Here is an 18,734-nt window from a genome sequence, read left to right as displayed (position 1 = left end):
ACACCGGGGCCGCTCAGGCGAACGCCAGGGCCGCCGGGAAGCCGTCGGACTCGTTCAGTTCGGCCCAGACCGTCTTGCCGTACCGGGCGTGGCGGGTGCCCCAGCGGTCGGCGAGCTGTGCGACCAGGAACAGGCCACGGCCGCCCTCGTCGAAGGTCCGGGCGCGGCGCAGATGCGGGGTGGTGCTGCCGGAGTCGGAGACCTCGCACAGCAGGGAGCGGTCGTGGATGAGGCGCAGCCGGATGGGCGGCCGGCCGTGGCGGATGGCGTTGGTGACCAGTTCGCTGACGACGAGTTCGGTGGTGAAGTCCAGCTCCTCCAGTCCCCAGGCGCTCAGCTGCCGGGCGACGCCCGAGCGCGCCGCGGCGACGGAGGCGGGGTCCGCGTCCAGTTCCCAGCCGGCGACCTGGCGTTCGGTGAGGACGCGGGTCCGGGCCAGCAGCAGGGCCACGTCGTCCTGCGGGCGGGCCGGCAGGAGGGCGTCGAGGACCCGGTCGCAGGTGGCCTCCAGGGACGGCCCGGAGTGGGTGAGGACGTGGCGCAGCCGGGCGAGACCGGCGTCGAGGTCGTGGTCGCGGGCCTCGATCAGGCCGTCGGTGTAGAGGGCGAGGAGGCTGCCCTCGGGCAGGTCGAACTCGGCCGCCTCGAAGGGCAGTCCGCCGAGGCCGAGGGGTGGGCCGGGCGGCAGGTCGAGGATCTCCGCGGTGCCGTCCGGGCGCAGCGCGGCGGGCAGCACATGGCCGGCGCGGGCCATGGCGCAGCGCCGGGAGACGGGGTCGTAGACGACGTACAGGCAGGTGGCGCCGATGTCTCCGTCGCCGGCGTCACCGGGCTCGTCGGAGGGCTCCTCGGAGGGCTCGTCGGAGGCCTCCGCGGACAGCCGCAGGACCACGTCGTCGAGGTGCGTGAGGAGTTCGTCGGGCGGCAGGTCGATGTCGGCGAGGGTGCGCACGGCGGTGCGCAGCCGGCCCATGGTGGCGGCGGCGTGGACGCCGTGGCCGACCACGTCGCCGACGACCAGGGCGACCCGGGCGCCGGAGAGCGGGATGACGTCGTACCAGTCGCCGCCCACGCCGGCCTCGGCGCCGGCGGGCAGATAGCGCCAGGCGACGTCCACGGCGGACTGCCGCGGGGTGCGGCGCGGGAGCAGGCTGCGCTGGAGGGCGAGCGCGGCGGCGCGGGCGTGGGTGTAGCGGCGGGCGTTGTCCACGGCCACCGCCGCCCTCGCGGCGATCTCCTGGGCGAGCAGCAGGTCCTCGTCGTCGAAGAGGTCGGGGTCGCGGTACCGGAAGAACTGGGCCACGCCCAGGGTGGTGCCGCGGGCGCGCAGGGGGACGACCAGGGTGGAATGGACGTGGTCGCGGGCGGCCGGGGGACCCTCCGGCGCCGGCGCCTCCCGCGGGTGGTGGCGGGAGGGCTGTCCGGTGGCCAGGGCGCGGGCCGGGGGTGATCCGGCCGGGAAGGTGTGCGGACCGTCCGATGGGATCGCCGCGTCCGGGACGTCGTCGGCCACCGCCTCCGCCTCCGCCACCGACCGCCGGGCGACCCGGCACACCACCGGCGGGTCCTCCTCGGCGGTCTCGTGGCCGCGCAGGACGGAATCGAGCAGGTCGACGGTGACGGAGTCGGCGAAGTGCTCGACGACGACGTCCGCCAGTTCCTGGGTGGTGCGGGCGATGTCCAGCGTGGTGCCGACGCACATGCTGGCCTCGTTCACCAGCGACAGCCGCCACCGCAGCCGGCGGTCGCGCTCCTCCTGGAAGGCCGCCACGACCTGCTCGGAGGAGCGGTCCACGTACCGCGTCCCGGTCTTGATCATCCGGCGCGCGGCCGCGGCGGCCAGCGCGGTGTCGTCGGTGAGCGCGGGCACCTCGGCGAGCATCCGGTCGACGACGATGCTCTGGGCGAGCCGGTGGGCGCGCAGCAGGGCACTGACGGAGATGCCGTGCCGGGCGAGCCGGCGCGCGCGTTCGGCGTCGGCGCTCGGGGGCACGATCCGGCTCGGTTCGATGCCCTGCGCGAGATCGGTCAGCACGCCGGTGATGTGTTCGGCGATGTTCTCCGACGTCATCCGGCCGATGTCCGGGGCGTCCCACAGCTCGGGGACCTCCCCTCGCAGGCACCGCTCCACCTCCGCGATCAGCCCGTCCATGCCCGAGCCGAGCCGGTGCGCGGCGCGGGCCACCAGTGCGTCGGTGGTGGCGTCCACAAGGATGACGTTACGCCGTACGGGCGTATCCGCACCGCCGGGAGCGCGCGGGGCCCGCGGTGCCCTCAGGCGGCCTCCCGGAGCGAGGTGCCGTCCCGCGCCGCGTCGTCGGGGCGGAAGGTGACCGAGCGGCCGGAGAAGCGGGCGTCGAGGCCGCTCGCCGTGGTGGTGACCGAGCGCAGGTGCAGCCCCTCGGGGATGTTCCGCAGCTCGATCGGCCGCTCGAAGACCTTGTCCGGCAGCGCGCCGCCGACGCCCGGCAGCGCTCCGCCCGTCACCGTGAAGTCCTTGAAGGCGACGCGGTTGCCGGAGACCGCCGCGACGGTCGTGGTCACGGTGACCTCCTTGCCCAGGGGCAGCAGGACGGCCGCGCGCACCTGGCCCGGACGGCCGCCCTGGGAGATCTCCAGGCCGAGGACCCCGGAGACGTCGGCGTACGACAGGGAGGCGGTCGCCTCCGCGCTGCGCGCCCGTGCCTCGCCGTCGTCGTCCGACTTCGTCAACCCCTCCAGCCGCAGGGAGAGTTGACTCACCGGCAGCGGGCGGTCGGTGCCGGACGCGGGGATGTCGTGGGCCGTGATGTCGACCTCGCGCAGGGTGCCGGAAGCCGCCTGGGTCAGCACGGGGAAGCCCCGGACGTGGACCTCGGGCGGCAGCGGGGTGTCCATGCCCCGCTGGAACGCGCGGGCCGTGTTCGACTCGATGCGCGCCGCCACGGCACGGTCGACCGCGACGGGGACGAGGACCAGCGCGAGCGCCGCGCCGGCGAGGACGGCGCGGCGCTGTCGCCTTCGCCGGCGGGGCGGGGACGGGGCGTGGGGCTCGTCGGGGTCGTCGGGGTCGTAGGGCTCGTGCGGGACATCGCCGTACGGGCCGTAGGGGTTGTGCGGGTCGTAGGGGTCGTACGGGTGGTCGTCGCTGTGGCTCTGCGGGGACCGGTACGGGGCCATGGGCCCTCCTTGGCGGGGTCGGCGGGGTCGGTGGGGCGCGGGGTCAGTGGGGCGGAGGGAGCGGCGGGGTGTCGTACAGGCGGTGGACGGTGGCGGCCGCGCGGTCGCCGTCCACCCCGGCGGCGATCAGGGCGGCCGTCGCGGCTCCGGTGCCGTCGTCGGCCCAGAGCCCGGTGTTGACGGCGGCGAGGAGTGCCAGCAGGGCGCCTTCGAGGACGCGGCAGAGGGTGCCGGGCGGCATGGAGGTGTGGAAGACACCCTGCCGCTGCCCTCGGCCGAGGATCCCGGTGACCGTGTCCCGGGCCGGGGCGAGGAGCGCCCCGACCCGGTCGAGGTCGGGGCCCTGGTGGGCGAGGCCGATGAGCGCGCGGTAGCTGTCGCCGACCGGCCAGAGGGTGAGCACGACATGGGCCAGGTCCCGCACGGGGTCGGGGTCGGGGTCGGCGTCGGGGTCGGCGTCGGGGTCGGGGTCGGCGTCGGCGTCGGGGTCGGGCGGGGCGCTGACGGCGATCGCGCGCCGGACCGCCGCCGCGGCGTCCTGCGTGAGTCCCGCGACGAGCGCGGCGCGGCCGGCGAAGTGGCCGTAGACCGTGCGCCGGGCCACTCCGGCGGCCTCGGCGATCTCCGCGAGGCTGCTGTCGGGGTCGCGGCCCAGTTCCCGCCGGGCCGCTTCCAGGATGCGGGTGCGGGTGCGGGCCGCGGCGGGAGTGGTGGGGGTGGAAGGGGCCGGGGCGGAAGGGGCGGCGGCTGGTCGGGGGGCACGTCGGCACCTCGGTGCGGAAGTCCTGTGGGAAGGGGCGCAGTATTTGCACATCCGTGAGCAGAAAACTAGCGTGCCCTCCTTGCCCACCGGTGTGCAACATGACGTGATCTTCGCCTCAGCGCGTCAACCCCGGCGCGGCCCCCGCGCGTACAGCGGACGACGTGTCCACCGAGCGCCCGAGGCGGATGAACCGTGCCCCACCCGACCGCAGTCGTCCCCGACCCCGTCCGTACGGCCGGCGATCCCCCAGGCGATCCCGCCGGTGGTCCCCCGGCTCGTCCCCCCGTCGCCGCCCCGCGTCCCGGCCGCCTCCCCCGCGCTCCCTTCGTGCCGCCCTGGCCGTGTACGGCGCCCTCGCCGCGCTCCAGCTCACGGTGCTCGCCCTGATGAACCGGGCGGTGGACGGGCCCGGCGTCCTGGACCGGCTGACCGCCTGGGACACGGGTCAGAGGCCGGAGTGCGGGGGAGGCTTCACCAGGCCGCTCCGGTAGGCGATGACGACGAGCTGGGCGCGGTCGCGGGCGTGCAGCTTGGTCATGGCCCGCTGGATGTGGCTGCGGACGGTCAGCGGGCTCAGGACGAGCTGCTCCGCGATCTCGGCGTTGGACCTGCCGTGCGCGGCCAGGGCCGTGATCTCGCGCTCGCGTTCGGTCAGGGCCTTGAGGACGTCGGGGAGGGTGAGGGAGTCGTCGGTGTCGGGGGCGGCCAGGAAGCGGGTGATGAGCGCCCGGGTGGCGCCCGGAGAAAGCAGGGCCTCGCCGGCCGCGACGGTGCGGATGCCGGCCAGCAGGACCTCGGGGCTGACGCCCTTGCCGAGAAAGCCGCCGGCGCCGGCGCGCAGGGCCTTGGCCACGTTCCGGTCGTTCTCGAACGTGGTGAGGACGAGGATGCGGGTCGCCGACAGCTCGGGCCGGGCGCAGATCGCGGCGGTGGCGGCCACCCCGTCGAGACGGGGCATGCGGATGTCCATGATGACCACGTCGGGCTTGTGCGCCACGGCGAGGTCGACGGCCTCCTGACCGTCGGCGGCCTCCGCGACGACGGTCATGTCCTCGACCGACTCGATGAGGATGCGGAAGGTCGCCCGGAGCAGGGCCTGGTCGTCGGCGAGCAGGACGCGGATCGTCATGGGGCGGGGCTTTCGTCGGGGCGGTCGAGCGGAAGGGCGCAGGCCACTTCGAAGCCGCCCTGCGGGCGGTGGCCGGCGTCGAAGGTGCCGCCCGCGGCCTGGGCGCGCTCGCGCATGCCGAGCAGGCCGAAGCCGTGTCCGGAGCGCGGCGCGGCCGGGGGACGGCCGGGGGCGGTGTCGTTGGTGGTGCCGTCGGTGGTGTCGTTGGTGACGGTCAGGGTGAGGTGGTGCGGGGTGTAGGCGAGCCGGGCCCGCGCGGTGCGGGCGGTGGCGTGCTTGGTGACGTTGGTGAGTGCCTCCTGGAGGATCCGGTAGGCCGTCAGGTCGAGGCCGGGGGTGAGGCGTCGGCGCGTTCCCTCGACGGTGACGGTGACCTCCAGTCCGGCCGTGGCGCAGGCGTCGACCAGGTCGGGCAGGTGCCGCAGTCCGGGCGCGGGCGTCAGGTCGTCCGCGCCGTCGCTGTCCTGGCGGAGCAGGCCCACGGTGGCCTTCAGCTCGTTCAGGGCGGCGGCGGCGGTCTCGGCGAGCCGGTCGACGATCTCGAAGGCCTGGTCCGGGTGGGTCCGGGAGAGATGCGCGGCGGTGCCGGCCTGGGCGCTGGCCAGGGCGAGGTGATGGGCGACGACGTCGTGCAACTCCCGTGCGATGCGCATGCGTTCCTGGATCACCCGGTGCCGTGCCTCCTCCTCCCGCTCGCGGGCGGCGTGCTCGGCGCGGGCCGCCGCGTAGGCGCGCCGGACCCGGACGTAGCCGCCGACGGCCGCCGACAGCAGCACCCAGGCCGGCGGGTTGACGAAGATCAGCACCGGCGACACGCGGAAGGAAGGCAGGCACAGGCCCGTGACGACGATGACGGCGGCGGCCGTCGGCGCGCTGCCCCGGGTGGCGGGGCGGGAGGTGCCCACGCTCACCGTGTACTGCGCGACCAGCAGCGGGCCCATCAGCAGGGGGGTCAGGAGGTAGCCGAGGGTGGCCTGGCCGACCACGCACAGCAGGGTGACGGCGAGGACCGGCAGGGGGCGGTCGCGACGCCACCGCAGGGCCGCGCAGGCCACGGCGGACAGGGCGACGCCGGGCCACAGGGCGGGCTGTTCGGACATCACGGCCCGGGTGACGAATGTGCCGGAGACGGTGAAGGCGAGGAGCAGGGCGAGCCACGCGGCCTCGACGGCCTTCGGCCGGGCCGCCGCCCGACGCTGCCAGTGTGTGCTCATCACGCTCCGAAGGGGTTCCAGGGCAGGGTACTGAGGTGGGGTATCGGGGGTGGGGTATTGGGCGTGGGTTCCGAGGTGGGGTTACTGGGGGTGGGTTCCGACGTGGGGTGCGGGGGCGTACGCGGGCCGCGGCGCCGCGGTGCGGGGCGCCGCCGTGCGGGGCGCCGCCGTGCGGGGCGCCGCCGTGCGGGGCGCCGCCGTGCGGACCGCGGGTGCGGGACGGGTCAGGTGCGGGACGGGTCAGGTGCGGGACGGGTCAGGTGCGGGCGGGTTCGCGGGGTGCGGGCTCGCTGCCCTCCGGTCCGGCGCCGGACGCGCGCCGCGCGGTGAGCCCGGCTCCCTCGACGTCGACGTGCGGCAGCAGCCGGTCGAGCGCGCGGGGCGTCCACCACGCCTTGTCGCCGAGCAGCGCGAGCACCGCGGGCACCAGCGCCATCCGGACGACGAACGCGTCGAACAGCACGGCGACGGCGAGCCCGAAGCCGATCGTCTTGATCATCGACTCGCCGGAGCCGACGAACCCGGAGAACACCGCGATCATGATGACCGCCGCGGCGGCGACCACCCGCGCGCTGTGCCGGAAGCCGGTGACCACCGCCTGGGGCGCGCGGTCGCCGTGGACGTACGCCTCCCGCATCCGGGCGACGAGGAACACCTCGTAGTCCATCGCCAGGCCGAAGACGATGCCCACCAGGAAGATCGGCATCAGGCTCATGATCGGACCGGACTGCTCCACGCCGAGCAGTCCCGCGCCCCAGCCCCACTGGAAGACCGCCACGACGGCGCCGAGGGCGGCCAGCACCGACAGCAGGAACCCGAGGGCGGCCTTCACGGGCACCAGCACGGAACGGAACACCACCAGCAACAGGACCAGCGCCAGGCCGACGATGACGGCCAGGTAGGGCACGAGCGCGTCCTGGAGTGCCTGCGCGACGTCGATGTTCATCGCGGTGCTGCCGGTGACCTCGTACGTCGCCCCGGTCTCCCGCTCCAGGCCCGCGCGTTCGGCACGGATGGCGCGGACGACGGACTCGGTGTCCTCGTCGTTCGGACCGGTGGCCGGGACCGCGGAGAAGAGCGCCGTGTCACCGGCCGGGTCGAACCGGGCGGCGGAGACGGACACGACCCCGTCGGTGCCCTCGATCGCCCGGACGATCCGGTTCACGGCGGCCCTGGGGTCGGCCACCCCCTTGACGTCCGCGACGACGGTCAGCGGACCGTTGAAGCCCGCGCCGAAGCCGTCCGCGAGCGCGTCGTAGGCGCGCCGTTCCGTCGACGAGACCGGCTTGGACTCGGCCCCCGGCATGCCCAGTTCCAGCTGGGTGGCGGGCAGGGCGAGGGTGCCCAGGCCCGCGACGCACACCAGCAGCACGGCCACCGGGCGGCGCAGCACGAACCGCGCCCAGCGGGAACCGCCGTTGTCCGGGCCGGCGGCGGCACGGTCGGCGGCGAGGCCGCGCTTGCGCGCGGCGCGGGAGAGCACCGCCTCGGGCCACATGCCGAGCAGCGCGGGGACCAAGGTGAGGGCGACCAGGACGGCGAGGACCACGGCGCCGGCGGCGCACAGACCCATCTTGGTCAGCATCGGGACTCCGATCACCGACAGACCGGCCAGGGCGATGACGACCGTCAGACCGGCGAAGACGACCGCGGAGCCGGCCGTGCCGACGGCCAGGCCGGCCGCCTCGTGCGGGGCGTGTCCGTTCGCGCGCTCCTCCCGGTAGCGGGAGACGACGAACAGGGCGTAGTCGATGCCGACCGCCAGGCCGAGCATCGAGGCGAGCGTCCCGGTGGTCGCCGTCAGCCCGAAGACGCCGCCCAGAGCCATGATGGCGGCCATGCCCACGCCGACGCCGATGAGCGCGGTGAGCAGCGGCAGGCCGGCGGCGGCCAGGGAGCCGAAGGTGATCAGCAGGACGACCGCGGCGAGCGCGATACCGATGACCTCGGACGAAGCGCCCGCCGCGGGCTGCTCGGCGAGCGCGCTGCCGCCGGCCTCCACGGTGAGGCCGGAGTCACGGGCCTCGTCGACGGCTCGCTCCAGCGCGGCCTTGTCGGCGTCGGTGAGGTCGTCGGAGGCCACCTCGAAGTCGACGGTGGCGTAGGCGGTGGAGCCGTCCTTGCTCACCGCGCCCGCCTCGAAGGGGTTCACGGCGGCGGCGACCGCCGGCTCGTCGGCGGCCGCCGTGACGAACGTGTCGACGGCGGCCCGGTGGGCGGCGGCGGTGACCTTCTCGCCGTCGGGCGCGATGAAGACGATCCGTGCGGTGGCGGCGTCGGCGTCCGAGCCGGGGAAGCGCTCCCCGATCAGGTCGAACGCCTTCTGCGCCTCGATGCCGGGCATGAAGGAGGTGGCGTCGTCGGAGGCGGCGGGGGCCGTGGCCGCGCCGGCCCCGACGGCCCCGAGGAGCACCGCCCACAACAGGGTCACCAGCCAGCGCCGCCGGAAGGCGGTCCGGCCCAGCCGATAGAGCAAGATAGCCACGAGAAACGGGTCTCCAGGGTCTGGTCTTGGATGGGCGACCAGCCTGTCGCGCGCGGGTGTGCCGGGGCATCGTGCCCGTGCTGGCACTGCCGCCTGGTGAGGCTGCACGAGACGGCCCGCTCCCGTCCTCCTGAAGGAGGAGGGCCGCGTACGGCGTGGGGATGACGGCGTGGGTGGCTGCGCGGGTGCTCCCGCGAGTCCTGCGGTGGGTTGTGCGGTGGGTCCCGGCCCGTGCCCGTCAGCGCGCGCGGCGGAGCGCGGCGTGTGGGAGGTGCGGGAGGTGTGGGAGCCGGGTCAGCGGGAGAAGGCCGCGTCGAACGAGGCCGAGGGCGGGTCGAAGTCGTACGCCCTGAGGCGGGCGAGAGCCTCGGGGGCGCCCTGGAGCCGGTCCATGCCGGCGTCCTCCCACTCGACCGAGACGGGCCCCCGGTAGTCGATGGAGCGCAGCATGCGGAAGACGTCCTCCCAGGGCACGTCCCCGTGGCCGGCCGAGACGAAGTCCCAGCCGCGGCGCGGGTCGCCCCAGGGCAGATGGGAGCCGAGGCGGCCGTTGCGCCCGTCGAAGCGGGTGCGGGCCTCCTTGCAGTCCACGTGGTAGATCCGGTCGCGGAAGTCCCAGAGGAAACCGACCGGGTCGAGGTCCTGCCACACGAAATGGGAGGGGTCGAAGTTGAGGCCGAAGGCGGCGCGGTGGCCGACGGCCTCGAGGGCGCGCCGGGTGGTCCAGTAGTCGTAGGCGATCTCACCGGGGTGGACCTCGTGCGCGAACCGCACGCCCTCCGCGTCGAAGACGTCGAGGATCGGGTTCCAGCGCTCGGCGAAGTCCTCGTAGCCGCGCTCGATCATGGCCTCGGGGGCGGGCGGGAACATCGCGACGAGGTGCCAGATCGCGGAGCCGGTGAAGCCGACGACGGTGTCGACGCCGAACGCGGCCGCGGCGCGGGCGGTGTCCCGCATCCGTTCGGCGGCGCGTCGCCGTACGCCCTCGGGGTCGCCGTCGGCCCACACCTCGGCCGGGAGGATCGCCAGGTGGCGTTCGTCGATGATGGCGTCGCAGACGGCCTGGCCGACGAGGTGGTTGGAGACCGCCCAGCACTTCAGGCCGTACTTGTCGAGGAGCTGGTGGCGGGAGGCGAGGTAGCCGGGGTCGGCGAGGGCCTTGTCGACCTCGAAGTGGTCGCCCCAGCAGGCGAGTTCGAGGCCGTCGTAACCGAAGTCGCGGGCCAGGCGGCAGACCTCCTCCAGGGGCAGGTCGGCCCACTGGCCGGTGAAGAGGGTGAACGGGCGCGGCATGGGCGGGCCTCCTCAGTCGGGGACGGTCGTGTGGACGGGCGTGTAGACGGAGTTCTTCCCGGCGCTCTCCTCCACGGCCGCGAGGACGCGCTGTACCTGGAGTCCGTCGGCGAAGGAGGGGTCGGGGCGGCGGCCCTCGGCGATGGCGTGGACGAGGTCGCGGGCCTGGTGGACGAAGGTGTGCTCGTAGCCGAGGCCGTGGCCCGGCGGCCACCAGGCGTCCAGGTAGGGGTGGTCGGGTTCGGTGACGAGGATGCGGCGGAACCCCGCCTCGGTGCCCGGGGCGGTGGCGTCGTGGAACCAGAGCTCGTTGAGCCGCTCCAGGTCGAAGGCCAACGAGCCGCGCTCGCCGTTGAGTTCGATGCGCAGGGCGTTCTTGCGGCCGGTGGCGTACCGGGTGGCCTCGAAGGAGGCGAGGGCGCCGGAGGCGAAGCGGCCGGTGAACAGGGCGGCGTCGTCGACGGTGACGGTGCCGGTGCCGCGCCCCTCGGCGGCGGGCAGCGGGCGGTGCCGTACGAAGGTCTCGGTGAGGGCGGAGACGCCGGCCAGCCGCTCCCCCGCCAGGTGCTGGGCGAGGTCGACGATATGCGCGCCGAGGTCGCCGAGCGAGCCGGAGCCGGCCATCTCCCGGCGCAGCCGCCAGGTCAGCGGGAACTCCGGGTCCACCAGCCAGTCCTGAAGGTACGTCACCCGGACATGGCGCAGGGTGCCGAGTCGGCCGTCGGCGACCATCCGCCGGGCGAGCGCGGTGGCGGGCACCCGGCGGTAGTTGAATCCGACCATCGCCGACCGGCCGCGGGCCTGGGCCGTCTCGGCCGCGCGGGTCATCGCCTCGGCTTCCTCGACGGTGTTCGCGAGGGGCTTCTCGCACAGGACGTGCTTGCCGGCGGCCAGTGCGGCGAGCGCGATCTCGGCGTGGCTGTCGCCGGGCGTGCAGATGTCGACGAGGTCGACGTCGTCACGGGCGATCAGCGCACGCCAGTCGGTCTCGACGGCCGCCCAGCCGTGCCGGTCGGCTGCCGCGCGCACGGCCGTGGAGTCGCGTCCGCAGAGCACCGCGAGGACCGGCTGCCGGGGCAGGTCGAAGACCCGGCCCGCGGTGCGCCAGCCCTGCGAGTGGGCGGCGCCCATGAACGCGTATCCGACCATGCCGACGCGCAGCGGGAGTTGCCCCGGGTTCGGTTCCATGCGCTCGTCCTCCTCTTCGTCCGGTTCCTCGTGGCACGGTGGGGGGTGCGGGCGGGGCGCCTCACCGGAAGCCGGTGGGCATGTACTGGTCGACGTTGTCCTTGTCGACGACGGCCGAGTAGAGGGTGATCGAGGCGGGGATCTCGTACTCGGCGAGGCCGCCGACGCCCTTGCCCTGGCCGAGGGCACGGGCGAGGTCGATGGCGGAGGCGGCCATGGTCGGCGGGTAGAGGACGGTCGCCTTGAGGACGCCGTCGTCCTGTTTGATGGCCTGGAAGGCGGAGAGCGCGCCGGCCCCGCCGACCATCAGGAAGCCGTCCCGGCCGGCCTGCTCGATGGCGCGCAGCGCGCCCACGCCCTGGTCGTCGTCGTGGTTCCACAGGGCGTCGAACTCGGGCTGCGCCTGGAGGATCTGGGCCATCTTGGCCTGGCCGGTCTCGACGGTGAACTCGGCCGCCTGACGGGCCACCTTGCGGATGTTGGGGTAGTTCTTCAGTGCGTCGTCGAAGCCCTGGGTGCGCTGTTTGGTCAGCTCCAGGTTGTCCAGGCCGGCCAGTTCGACGACCTTGGCGCCCTGCTTGTCCTTGAGTTTCTCGCCGATGTAGTGGCCGGCGCTGAGGCCCATGCCGTAGTTGTCGCCGCCGATCCAGCAGCGGTACGCCTGCGCCGAGTTGAAGATCCGGTCGAGGTTGACGACCGGGATGCCGGCCCGCATCGCCTTCAGGCCGACCTGGGTGAGGGCCTTGCCGTCGGCGGGGAGGACGACCAGGACGTCGACCTTCTTGTTGATGAGGGTCTCGATCTGGCCGATCTGCTGGGCGGTGTCGTTGGAGCCCTCGGTGATCTCCAGGGAGACGTCGGAGTATTTCTTCGCGCGGCTCTCGGCGTTGTCGTTGATGGCGTTGAGCCAGCCGTGGTCGGCCTGGGGTCCGGCGAAGCCGATGGTGACATGCTTGCCGGGCTTGTCGTCGGCGGCCGGCCGGGTGTCGGCGGCCGGGCTCTGGTCCTTGGTCTCGTTGCTGGTGCAGGCCGTCAGGAAGGCGCCGGCGGAGACCGCGGCGGTCCCGAGGAGAAGTCCTCTGCGGCTGGTGCGGACGTCGGTGGCACGGCTCGTGTGCTCTGGCATGGCGGTGAACCCTTTCCTCAGGTCGTGTTCGCGGTACGGCGCTGGACCAGGACGGCGGCGACGATGATCGCGCCCTTGGCGATCTGCTGGACGTCGCTCTGGAGGTTGTTCAGGGCGAAGATGTCGGTGATCGTGGTGAAGATCAGGACGCCGAGCACGGAGCCGGTGATGGTGCCGCGGCCCCCGCTGAGCAGGGTTCCGCCGATGATCGCGGCGGCGATCGCGTCGAGTTCGTAGAGGTTGCCGTTGGTGTTCTGGCCGGAGCCGGACAGGACGACCAGCAGGAAGGCCGCAATACCGCAGCACAGACCGGACAGCAGGTAGAGGTGGAGCCGCTGGCGGCGCACGTCGATGCCGGCGAGCCGGGCGGCCTCGGCGTTGCCGCCGACGGCGACCGTGCGGCGGCCGAAGGTGGTGCGGTTGAGCACGAGCCAGCCCACGACCGTCACCAGCGCGAACACCAGGACCAGAGGCGGGACGCCCAGCACGTAGGAGTCGCGTTCGCCGAGGCGGAGGACCGAGTCGACGGTGACGACCTGGGTGCGGCCGTCGGTGATCTGGAGGGCGAGCCCGCGGGCCGAGGCGAGCATGGCGAGGGTCGCGATGAAGGGGACCATCCCGCCGTAGGCGACCAGCAGTCCGTTGACCAGTCCGCAGCCGAGTCCGACGACCACCGCCGTGAAGAGGATCCCGGCGAAGCCGTACTCCTGGGTGGCGACGGTGGTCGCCCACACGGAGGCGAGGGCGACGATCGCGCCGACGGAGAGGTCGATGCCGCCGGAGGTGATGACGAAGGTCATGCCGACGGTGACGACACCGATCACCGACGCCTGGGTGAGGACGAGCTGGAGGTTGCGGGTGTCGAGGAACGCGTCGGGCTGGGTCACCCCGCCGATGACGACGAGGACGGCGAGCACGCCGAGCAGCGACAGGGTGCGGACGTCGGCGCGCGCCGACAGGAGGCGCCAGGACGGGAGGCGGCCGGCCGACGGGATCTTGTCGGTGGCGTCCCGGGGCGGGGAGGCGTGCTGCGTCATGACGCCGGGCTTCCTTCCATGACGAGGTCGAGGACACGGTGTTCGTCGAGCTGCCGGGCGGGCGCGGTGTGCACGACCCGGCCCTCACGGAGCACCAGGACGCGGTCGGCGAGGCCGAGGACCTCCGGCACCTCGCTGGAGACGAGGAGCACGGCCAGGCCCTCGTCGGCCAACCGGCGTACGACGGCGTACAGCTCGGCGCGGGCGCCGACGTCGACGCCGCGGGTGGGTTCGTCCAGGAGCAGCACCCGGCAGCCGCGCAGCAGCCAGCGGGCGAGGACGGCCTTCTGCTGGTTGCCGCCGGAGAGCGTGCGCACCGGGACGTCCGGATCGTCGGGGCGCAGCGACAGCTCGCGCGTGGCGGCGCGGGCGGCGCGGCGCTCGGCACTCCGGTCGATCCAGCCGGCCCGCGCGAAGCGGGGGAGGGTGGAGACGGAGACGTTCCGGGTGACGGACTCCAGCATCAGCAGCGCCTGCGCCTTGCGCTCCTCGGGGGCGAGCCCGAGTCCGGCGCGGACGGCCGCCCGCACACTGCCGGGCTTCAACGGCCTTCCGTCGACGAGGACGTGACCCGCCGTCGGCCTGCGCGCGCCGTAGATCGTCTCCAGGATCTCGGAGCGCCCGGAGCCGACCAGTCCGGCGAGGCCGACGATCTCGCCGGGCCGCAGGTCGAGGTCGAGCGGCGCGAACTCGCCGTCCCGGGCCAGGCCGCGGACCTGGAGCACGGGAGGCCCGGCGGGCGCTTCCACCGGCCGCTCGGGGAAGACGTGCTCGACGCTGCGGCCGGTCATCAGGGCGACGACGTCCCGCGTCGGAGTCGTCCGGGCGGGCAGTCCCCCCGCGACCGCCCGCCCGTCCTTGAGCACGGTCACCCGGTCGCCGATGCGCCGGATCTCCTCCAGGCGGTGGGAGATGTGGACGACGGCGACGCCGTCGGCGGTGAGGTCGCCGACGATCCGGAAGAGGTTGTCGACCTCGTCGGGGTCGAGCGCGGCGGACGGCTCGTCCATCACGATGAGCCGTACGTCGTGGGAGAGGGCCCGGGCCATGGAGACGATCTGCCGCTGGGCCGCCGGCAACTCCCCCACCAGGCCCGCCGGATCGATCTCCGGGTGGCCGAGTCGCCCGAGCAACGCGGCCGTCGACGCCTTGGCCGCCTTGCCGCGGACGACGAACCCGGCGGTCGTCGGCTCATGGCCGAGGTGGACGTTCTCCGCCACCGACAGGTGCTCCACCAGGTCGAGTTCCTGGTAGATGGTGGCGATGCCGAGGCGCATGGCGGCGATCGGCGAGCGCAGGGTGACGGGCTCGCCGCGCCAGCGGATGGTGCCGCCGTCCGGCTGGTGGGCGCCGGCCAGGACCTTGATGAGGGTGGACTTGCCGGCGCCGTTCTGGCCGAGCAGACAGTGCACCTCGCCGGCCTGGACGTCGAGGTCGACGCCGTCCAGGGCGCGGACGCCGGGGAACGACTTGGTGATCGCGGACATGCTGAGCAGGGGTGGTTCGGGTGCCATGTGGGTTCCCCTCGGCGGACGTGCGGGCCGGTGTCAGGGCAGGGCTGAGCGAATCCTGGGGCGGTGGTCTTCTGCGGCGGGGCACGGCAGGGCAGGGCGCCGTGCCGGGTGAGGTGAGCGTCGGGCCGGGCGAGCGTCCGGCCGGGTGAGCGTCGAGTGGAATCGGGCGGCGGTGATCGCCTACGCGGGTGAGAAGAGGTGGTCGCTGATCAGGCGGGCCCCGCCGATGACACCGGCGGTGGGTCCCAGTTCACCCAGGACGATGGGCAGGTTGCGGGTCGCCAGTGGCAGGGACTGGCGGTAGACCTGGGTGCGGATCGCGGCGAGCAGGGTGTGGCCGAGGCCGGTCACCCCGCCGCCGATCACCACCAGGCCGGGGTTGAAGAAGGACACGAGTCCGGCGATGACCTGGCCGACCTGGGTGCCGCCCGCGCGGATCAGGTCGAGTGAGGTGGCGTCGCCCGCGGCGGCCGCGGCCGCGACGTCGACGGCGGTGAGGGTGCCGTTCGCCTCCAGCCGGGCCGCGAGTTCGGCGGAGAGGCCCTGCTGGGCCGCCTCCACCGCGTCCCGGGCCAGGGCGGCGCCGCTGAAGTGGGCCTCCAGACAGCCCCGGTTGCCGCAGGCGCAGGGGCGGCCGTCGGGCACGGCTTGGATGTGGCCGATGTCGCCCGCGCTGCCGGTGGTGCCGCGGTGGACCTGACCGCCGACGACGATGCCGCAGCCGATGCCCGTGCCGATCTTGACGCAGAGGTAGTCGGCGACGGGCCGGGCGACTCCGGCGTGCTGCTCCCCCATCGCCATGAGGTTCACGTCGTTGTCGACCATGACCGGGCAGCCGAGTTCCTGGCTGAGCGCCTCCCGCACGGGGAAGCCGTCCCAGCCCGGCATGATCGGCGGGGCGACCGGCACGCCCTCGGGGAACCGGACGGGTCCGGGGACGCCGATGCCGGCGCCGTCGAAGCCCTCGGCGTGCCCGGCGGCCCTCAACTTCCCGGCCATCTCCAGGACTTGCTCGAAGACGGCGACGGGCCCCTCGCGGACGTCCAGCGGCTGGTTCAGATGGCCGAGGATCTCCAGCTCGGCGTTGGTGACGGCGACGTCGACCGAGGTCGCGCCGATGTCGACGCCGAGGAAGCGCAGGCCGGGGTTGAGCCTGACGTTGTGCGAGCGGCGGCCGCCGCGCGAGGCGGCGAGTCCGTCGGCCACCACCAGGCCCGTCTCCAGCAGCCGGTCCACCTCCACGGCCAGCTTGGACCGGGACAGCTCGACCCGGTCGCCCAGCTGGGCACGGGAGTGGGGGCCGCCGTCGCGCAACAGCTTCAGCAGGCGGGACTGGTGCGCGTTCGCCGGTCGTGCCGTCATACGTCTCACGAACCCCTCCCCGCCACAATTCGGCCACCAGTGACTGGCTTTCGAAGGGAACGTAGCAGCGGCTGCCGACTCTGGGAAGAAGTCGTGCACCGATTCGACGCTGCTTTCTCCACTCACAGGACAAAGATCTCCCCGTGGGCCTCCCGAGGCGCGCCGGTCGCCTCCGCCGCGCGGGCCGCCGTACGCGGCACAGTGGAGACATGGACGCAGACAGGACGGACCTTCTGGCCGGGGCGCGCGTGGCGACCAGGCTGCCCACCCAGGACCTGGACCGGGCCCGGCGCTTCTACGCCGAGCGGCTCGGCCTGGAGCCCGTCGACGAGCGGCCCGGCGGGCTGCTGTACCGGTGCGCGGGCACGGAGTTCGTGCTGTACCGGTCGACGGGCGCCTCCCCCGGCACCTTCACCCAGATGGCCTTCGAGGTCGACGACATCGACACCGCCGTCGCCGAGATGAGGCGGCGCGGCGTGGTGTTCGAGGACGTCGACGTGCCCGGACTGCGGACGCGCGACGGGATCGCCGAGGTCGAGGGGAACTACCCGAGCAAGGGCGCCCGCGGTGAGCGCGGGGCCTGGTTCCGCGACAGCGAGGGGAACCTGCTGGGCATCGGCCAGCCGGTCCGCTGACCGGCCCAGCTGTGGGGGCCGTCGGTGACGCGGACGTGATCACTTGCCGCCGACGTGATCACTTGCCGCCGAAGTTGCGGACCGGGAAGCCTCCTCCGTCCGGCTGTGCGGCCTTGTCCTTGGCCTCGGAGTAGACCTCGGCGAGCACGGCGGGCATCCCCGCGTAGTTCATCGCCCGCCGCACCCGGTCGCGGAGCGCCTCCCAGTCGACGTCACGGTCCTTGACCCCCGACAGTCCGCAGAGCCGCTTCAGCTCGGTCCGGGCGTCCTTGGCCCGGCGGGTCGTGGTGTTCCGGTCCTTCGGGAACGCGGCGCCGATCAGTTCGGCCAGGCGCTCGATCTGCGCGTCCTGCGCCGAGGCCTTGGGCATCTTGCCCTTGTCGAGCGGGAGGACGAGCCCGTCGCTCTGCCGCCGGTCGGCCGGCCGGTACTCGGGGAAGTCCTCGAAGTCCGGCATGCTCAGCCGGCCCAGCAGGGCGCTCATCGGCAGGACCGTGCCGTGCCGGGTGTCCTGCCCGACCTGTGCGACCAGGCCGTCGGGGGCATAGGTGACGAGGGAGTTGGCCACCGCCGTCCCGACGACCTCGCTCATCCACGCCCCGCGGATCTCGTACTGGTCCGAGTCCTTCGCCTTGTCCGTGCTCTGGCTGAGGTTGTCCGGGTCATGGGCGGACTTGATCTGCTTCTCGCTGACCGCGTTCCCGGTCACCCGCCGGTAGGTCTCCAGGGGGACGAGGAAGGACCTCACCAGGGTCGTGGTCTGCGCCGTCGGCGCGGCGAACCCGCTCGGGTCGCTGCGGTTCTTCTGGTCCTGGTAGGTGCGCACGTAGTGCATCGACCGCCAGGGGCGGCCCATGTTCAGCCAGGCGGCGTCCTGCTGGTTGCGGAAGTCGATGGAGCCGTCCCCGCGCTGGTGCACGTCCTTGTGGCCGCCGCCGTTCATGACCGGCGCGAAGACGGTCTGGTAGACGCGGACGTGGGGCTCCCCGTCGTGCTCCTCGACGTCGATGTCGCCACGGTTGGTCAGGGATACCTTGCCGCCCGCCGACGCCACATAGCTCGGCTCCTGATGGATCATCCGCTGCACGGGGCGGGTCCCGGCCGGGCCGTCCTCGGCGTCGGTGACGTCCTGCCGGGCCGGCCCGCCCGCCGCGCCGTCGAGCGCCGGCGCCGGCCCGCTCATCACCCGGAGCGCGTTCTCCTCGGCGGCCCGTTCGTAGTGGTCCGCCGGGTGGCTGACCCGCAGCCCCGCCCCGTTGTCCGTGCCGGCGACCGGGCCGGAGCGCTGCTGGATGACATGGGTGAGTTCATGGGCGAGCGTGTGCTTGTCCGCGCCGCCGTCCCCGATGACGACATGGTGCCCGGAGGTGTAGGCGCGGGCCCCGAGGTCGGCGGCGGAACGCCGGGCGACGGCGCCGGTGTGCAGGCGTACGGCCGAGAAGTCGGCGCCGAGGCGGGCCTCCATCTCCGACCGCAGCGGAGCGGCGAGCGGCTGTCCCGCGGAGGACAGGACCTCGTCGACGGCGGAGCGCTGCACCGCGGTGGTGTTCTCCGCGTGGCCGCATCCGGGACCGTGCTCGTGCCGGTCCTGCTCCGTACGGCGCACCCGCTGGACGGAGCGCGTGGCGGCCGCGTTCCCGGCGGCGCGCTGGAGGGCGAGAAGTCCGTCCGGGGACAGCGGAAGCACCGGTTCCGGGGGGGGGGGGGGGGGGGGGGGGGGGGGGGGGGGGGGGGGCCGGGGGGGGGGGGGGGGGGGCCCCCCCCCCCCCCCCCCACGGCCGTACGGGAGGCGGGAGGCGGGAGGCGGGAGGCGGGAGGCGGGAGGGGGA

The 18,734-nt window shown here is 74.0% G+C and carries 14 protein-coding genes; 1 reads left to right on the top strand and 13 read right to left on the bottom strand.

Annotated elements, in window-relative coordinates; all coding sequences use genetic code 11:
* Positions 1–13 precede the first annotated feature (13 nt).
* From ACZ6D7_RS23690 to ACZ6D7_RS23635, 12 genes are all read right to left on the bottom strand, one after another.
* Complete coding sequence (locus ACZ6D7_RS23690; protein ID WP_469494129.1) at positions 14–2,152, bottom strand: ATP-binding SpoIIE family protein phosphatase; 2,139 nt, start codon at positions 2,150–2,152, stop codon at positions 14–16.
* Positions 2,153–2,274: 122 nt separating this feature from the next.
* On the bottom strand, positions 2,275–3,159 hold the full coding sequence (locus tag ACZ6D7_RS23685) for an LmeA family phospholipid-binding protein (protein WP_469493970.1): 885 nt from the start codon (positions 3,157–3,159) through the stop codon (positions 2,275–2,277).
* Positions 3,160–3,202: 43 nt separating this feature from the next.
* Positions 3,203–3,973, bottom strand: coding sequence for a TetR/AcrR family transcriptional regulator (locus ACZ6D7_RS23680; RefSeq protein WP_469493967.1), 771 nt, complete (start codon positions 3,971–3,973; stop codon positions 3,203–3,205).
* A gap of 394 nt (positions 3,974–4,367) precedes the next feature.
* On the bottom strand, positions 4,368–5,051 hold the full coding sequence (locus tag ACZ6D7_RS23675) for a response regulator transcription factor (protein ID WP_469493964.1): 684 nt from the start codon (positions 5,049–5,051) through the stop codon (positions 4,368–4,370).
* Positions 5,048–6,265 carry a sensor histidine kinase gene (locus ACZ6D7_RS23670; RefSeq protein ID WP_469493961.1) on the bottom strand — a complete coding sequence of 406 codons (1,218 nt, stop codon included), beginning with the start codon at positions 6,263–6,265 and terminating at the stop codon, positions 5,048–5,050. Before ACZ6D7_RS23670 ends, ACZ6D7_RS23675 begins: the two co-directional genes overlap by 4 nt.
* Before the next feature lie 256 nt (positions 6,266–6,521).
* Positions 6,522–8,750: an MMPL family transporter gene (locus tag ACZ6D7_RS23665; protein WP_469493957.1), complete on the bottom strand. Its 2,229-nt coding sequence runs from the start codon at positions 8,748–8,750 to the stop codon at positions 6,522–6,524.
* Positions 8,751–9,044: 294 nt separating this feature from the next.
* Positions 9,045–10,043 carry a sugar phosphate isomerase/epimerase family protein gene (locus ACZ6D7_RS23660; RefSeq protein WP_469493954.1) on the bottom strand — a complete coding sequence of 333 codons (999 nt, stop codon included), beginning with the start codon at positions 10,041–10,043 and terminating at the stop codon, positions 9,045–9,047.
* A gap of 12 nt (positions 10,044–10,055) precedes the next feature.
* Positions 10,056–11,231, bottom strand: coding sequence for a Gfo/Idh/MocA family protein (locus ACZ6D7_RS23655; RefSeq protein WP_469493951.1), 1,176 nt, complete (start codon positions 11,229–11,231; stop codon positions 10,056–10,058).
* Between the two features lie 61 nt (positions 11,232–11,292).
* Positions 11,293–12,357 carry a substrate-binding domain-containing protein gene (locus ACZ6D7_RS23650; protein WP_469493948.1) on the bottom strand — a complete coding sequence of 355 codons (1,065 nt, stop codon included), beginning with the start codon at positions 12,355–12,357 and terminating at the stop codon, positions 11,293–11,295.
* Between the two features lie 17 nt (positions 12,358–12,374).
* Positions 12,375–13,394 carry an ABC transporter permease gene (locus ACZ6D7_RS23645; protein ID WP_469493945.1) on the bottom strand — a complete coding sequence of 340 codons (1,020 nt, stop codon included), beginning with the start codon at positions 13,392–13,394 and terminating at the stop codon, positions 12,375–12,377.
* Positions 13,391–14,908 carry a sugar ABC transporter ATP-binding protein gene (locus tag ACZ6D7_RS23640; protein WP_469493943.1) on the bottom strand — a complete coding sequence of 506 codons (1,518 nt, stop codon included), beginning with the start codon at positions 14,906–14,908 and terminating at the stop codon, positions 13,391–13,393. Before ACZ6D7_RS23640 ends, ACZ6D7_RS23645 begins: the two co-directional genes overlap by 4 nt.
* A gap of 180 nt (positions 14,909–15,088) precedes the next feature.
* The gene (locus ACZ6D7_RS23635) at positions 15,089–16,270 is read right to left on the bottom strand and encodes an ROK family transcriptional regulator (RefSeq protein WP_469493940.1); all 1,182 of its coding nucleotides are present in this window, start codon (positions 16,268–16,270) and stop codon (positions 15,089–15,091) included.
* A gap of 209 nt (positions 16,271–16,479) precedes the next feature.
* Here ACZ6D7_RS23635 and ACZ6D7_RS23630 point away from each other — a divergent pair, with 209 nt between their 5' ends.
* Positions 16,480–16,905: a VOC family protein gene (locus tag ACZ6D7_RS23630; RefSeq protein ID WP_469493938.1), complete on the top strand. Its 426-nt coding sequence runs from the start codon at positions 16,480–16,482 to the stop codon at positions 16,903–16,905.
* Positions 16,906–16,963: 58 nt separating this feature from the next.
* Here ACZ6D7_RS23630 and ACZ6D7_RS23625 read toward each other — a convergent pair whose 3' ends face one another.
* Entirely contained in the window at positions 16,964–18,592 is a 1,629-nt protein-coding gene (locus ACZ6D7_RS23625) for an eCIS core domain-containing protein (RefSeq protein ID WP_469493936.1), read from the bottom strand.
* Positions 18,593–18,734 lie beyond the last annotated feature (142 nt).

This window comes from Streptomyces sp. NPDC041784, assembly GCF_055591025.1.
The sequence above is the reverse complement of the archived record's forward strand: the minus strand, read 5'-3'. Positions and strand labels throughout refer to the sequence as shown.

Bases quoted from the DNA above. Each gene is read 5' to 3' on its own strand.
- ACZ6D7_RS23690 (WP_469494129.1), bottom strand. From the start codon at position 2,152: ATGGACGGGCTGATCGCGGAGGTGGAGCGGTGCCTGCGAGGGGAGGTC.
- ACZ6D7_RS23685 (WP_469493970.1), bottom strand. From the start codon at position 3,159: ATGGCCCCGTACCGGTCCCCGCAGAGCCACAGCGACGACCACCCGTAC.
- ACZ6D7_RS23680 (WP_469493967.1), bottom strand. From the start codon at position 3,973: ATGTGCAAATACTGCGCCCCTTCCCACAGGACTTCCGCACCGAGGTGC.
- ACZ6D7_RS23675 (WP_469493964.1), bottom strand. From the start codon at position 5,051: ATGACGATCCGCGTCCTGCTCGCCGACGACCAGGCCCTGCTCCGGGCG.
- ACZ6D7_RS23670 (WP_469493961.1), bottom strand. From the start codon at position 6,265: ATGAGCACACACTGGCAGCGTCGGGCGGCGGCCCGGCCGAAGGCCGTC.
- ACZ6D7_RS23660 (WP_469493954.1), bottom strand. From the start codon at position 10,043: ATGCCGCGCCCGTTCACCCTCTTCACCGGCCAGTGGGCCGACCTGCCC.
- ACZ6D7_RS23655 (WP_469493951.1), bottom strand. From the start codon at position 11,231: ATGGAACCGAACCCGGGGCAACTCCCGCTGCGCGTCGGCATGGTCGGA.
- ACZ6D7_RS23650 (WP_469493948.1), bottom strand. From the start codon at position 12,357: ATGCCAGAGCACACGAGCCGTGCCACCGACGTCCGCACCAGCCGCAGA.
- ACZ6D7_RS23645 (WP_469493945.1), bottom strand. From the start codon at position 13,394: ATGACGCAGCACGCCTCCCCGCCCCGGGACGCCACCGACAAGATCCCG.
- ACZ6D7_RS23640 (WP_469493943.1), bottom strand. From the start codon at position 14,908: ATGGCACCCGAACCACCCCTGCTCAGCATGTCCGCGATCACCAAGTCG.
- ACZ6D7_RS23635 (WP_469493940.1), bottom strand. From the start codon at position 16,270: ATGACGGCACGACCGGCGAACGCGCACCAGTCCCGCCTGCTGAAGCTG.
- ACZ6D7_RS23630 (WP_469493938.1), top strand. From the start codon at position 16,480: ATGGACGCAGACAGGACGGACCTTCTGGCCGGGGCGCGCGTGGCGACC.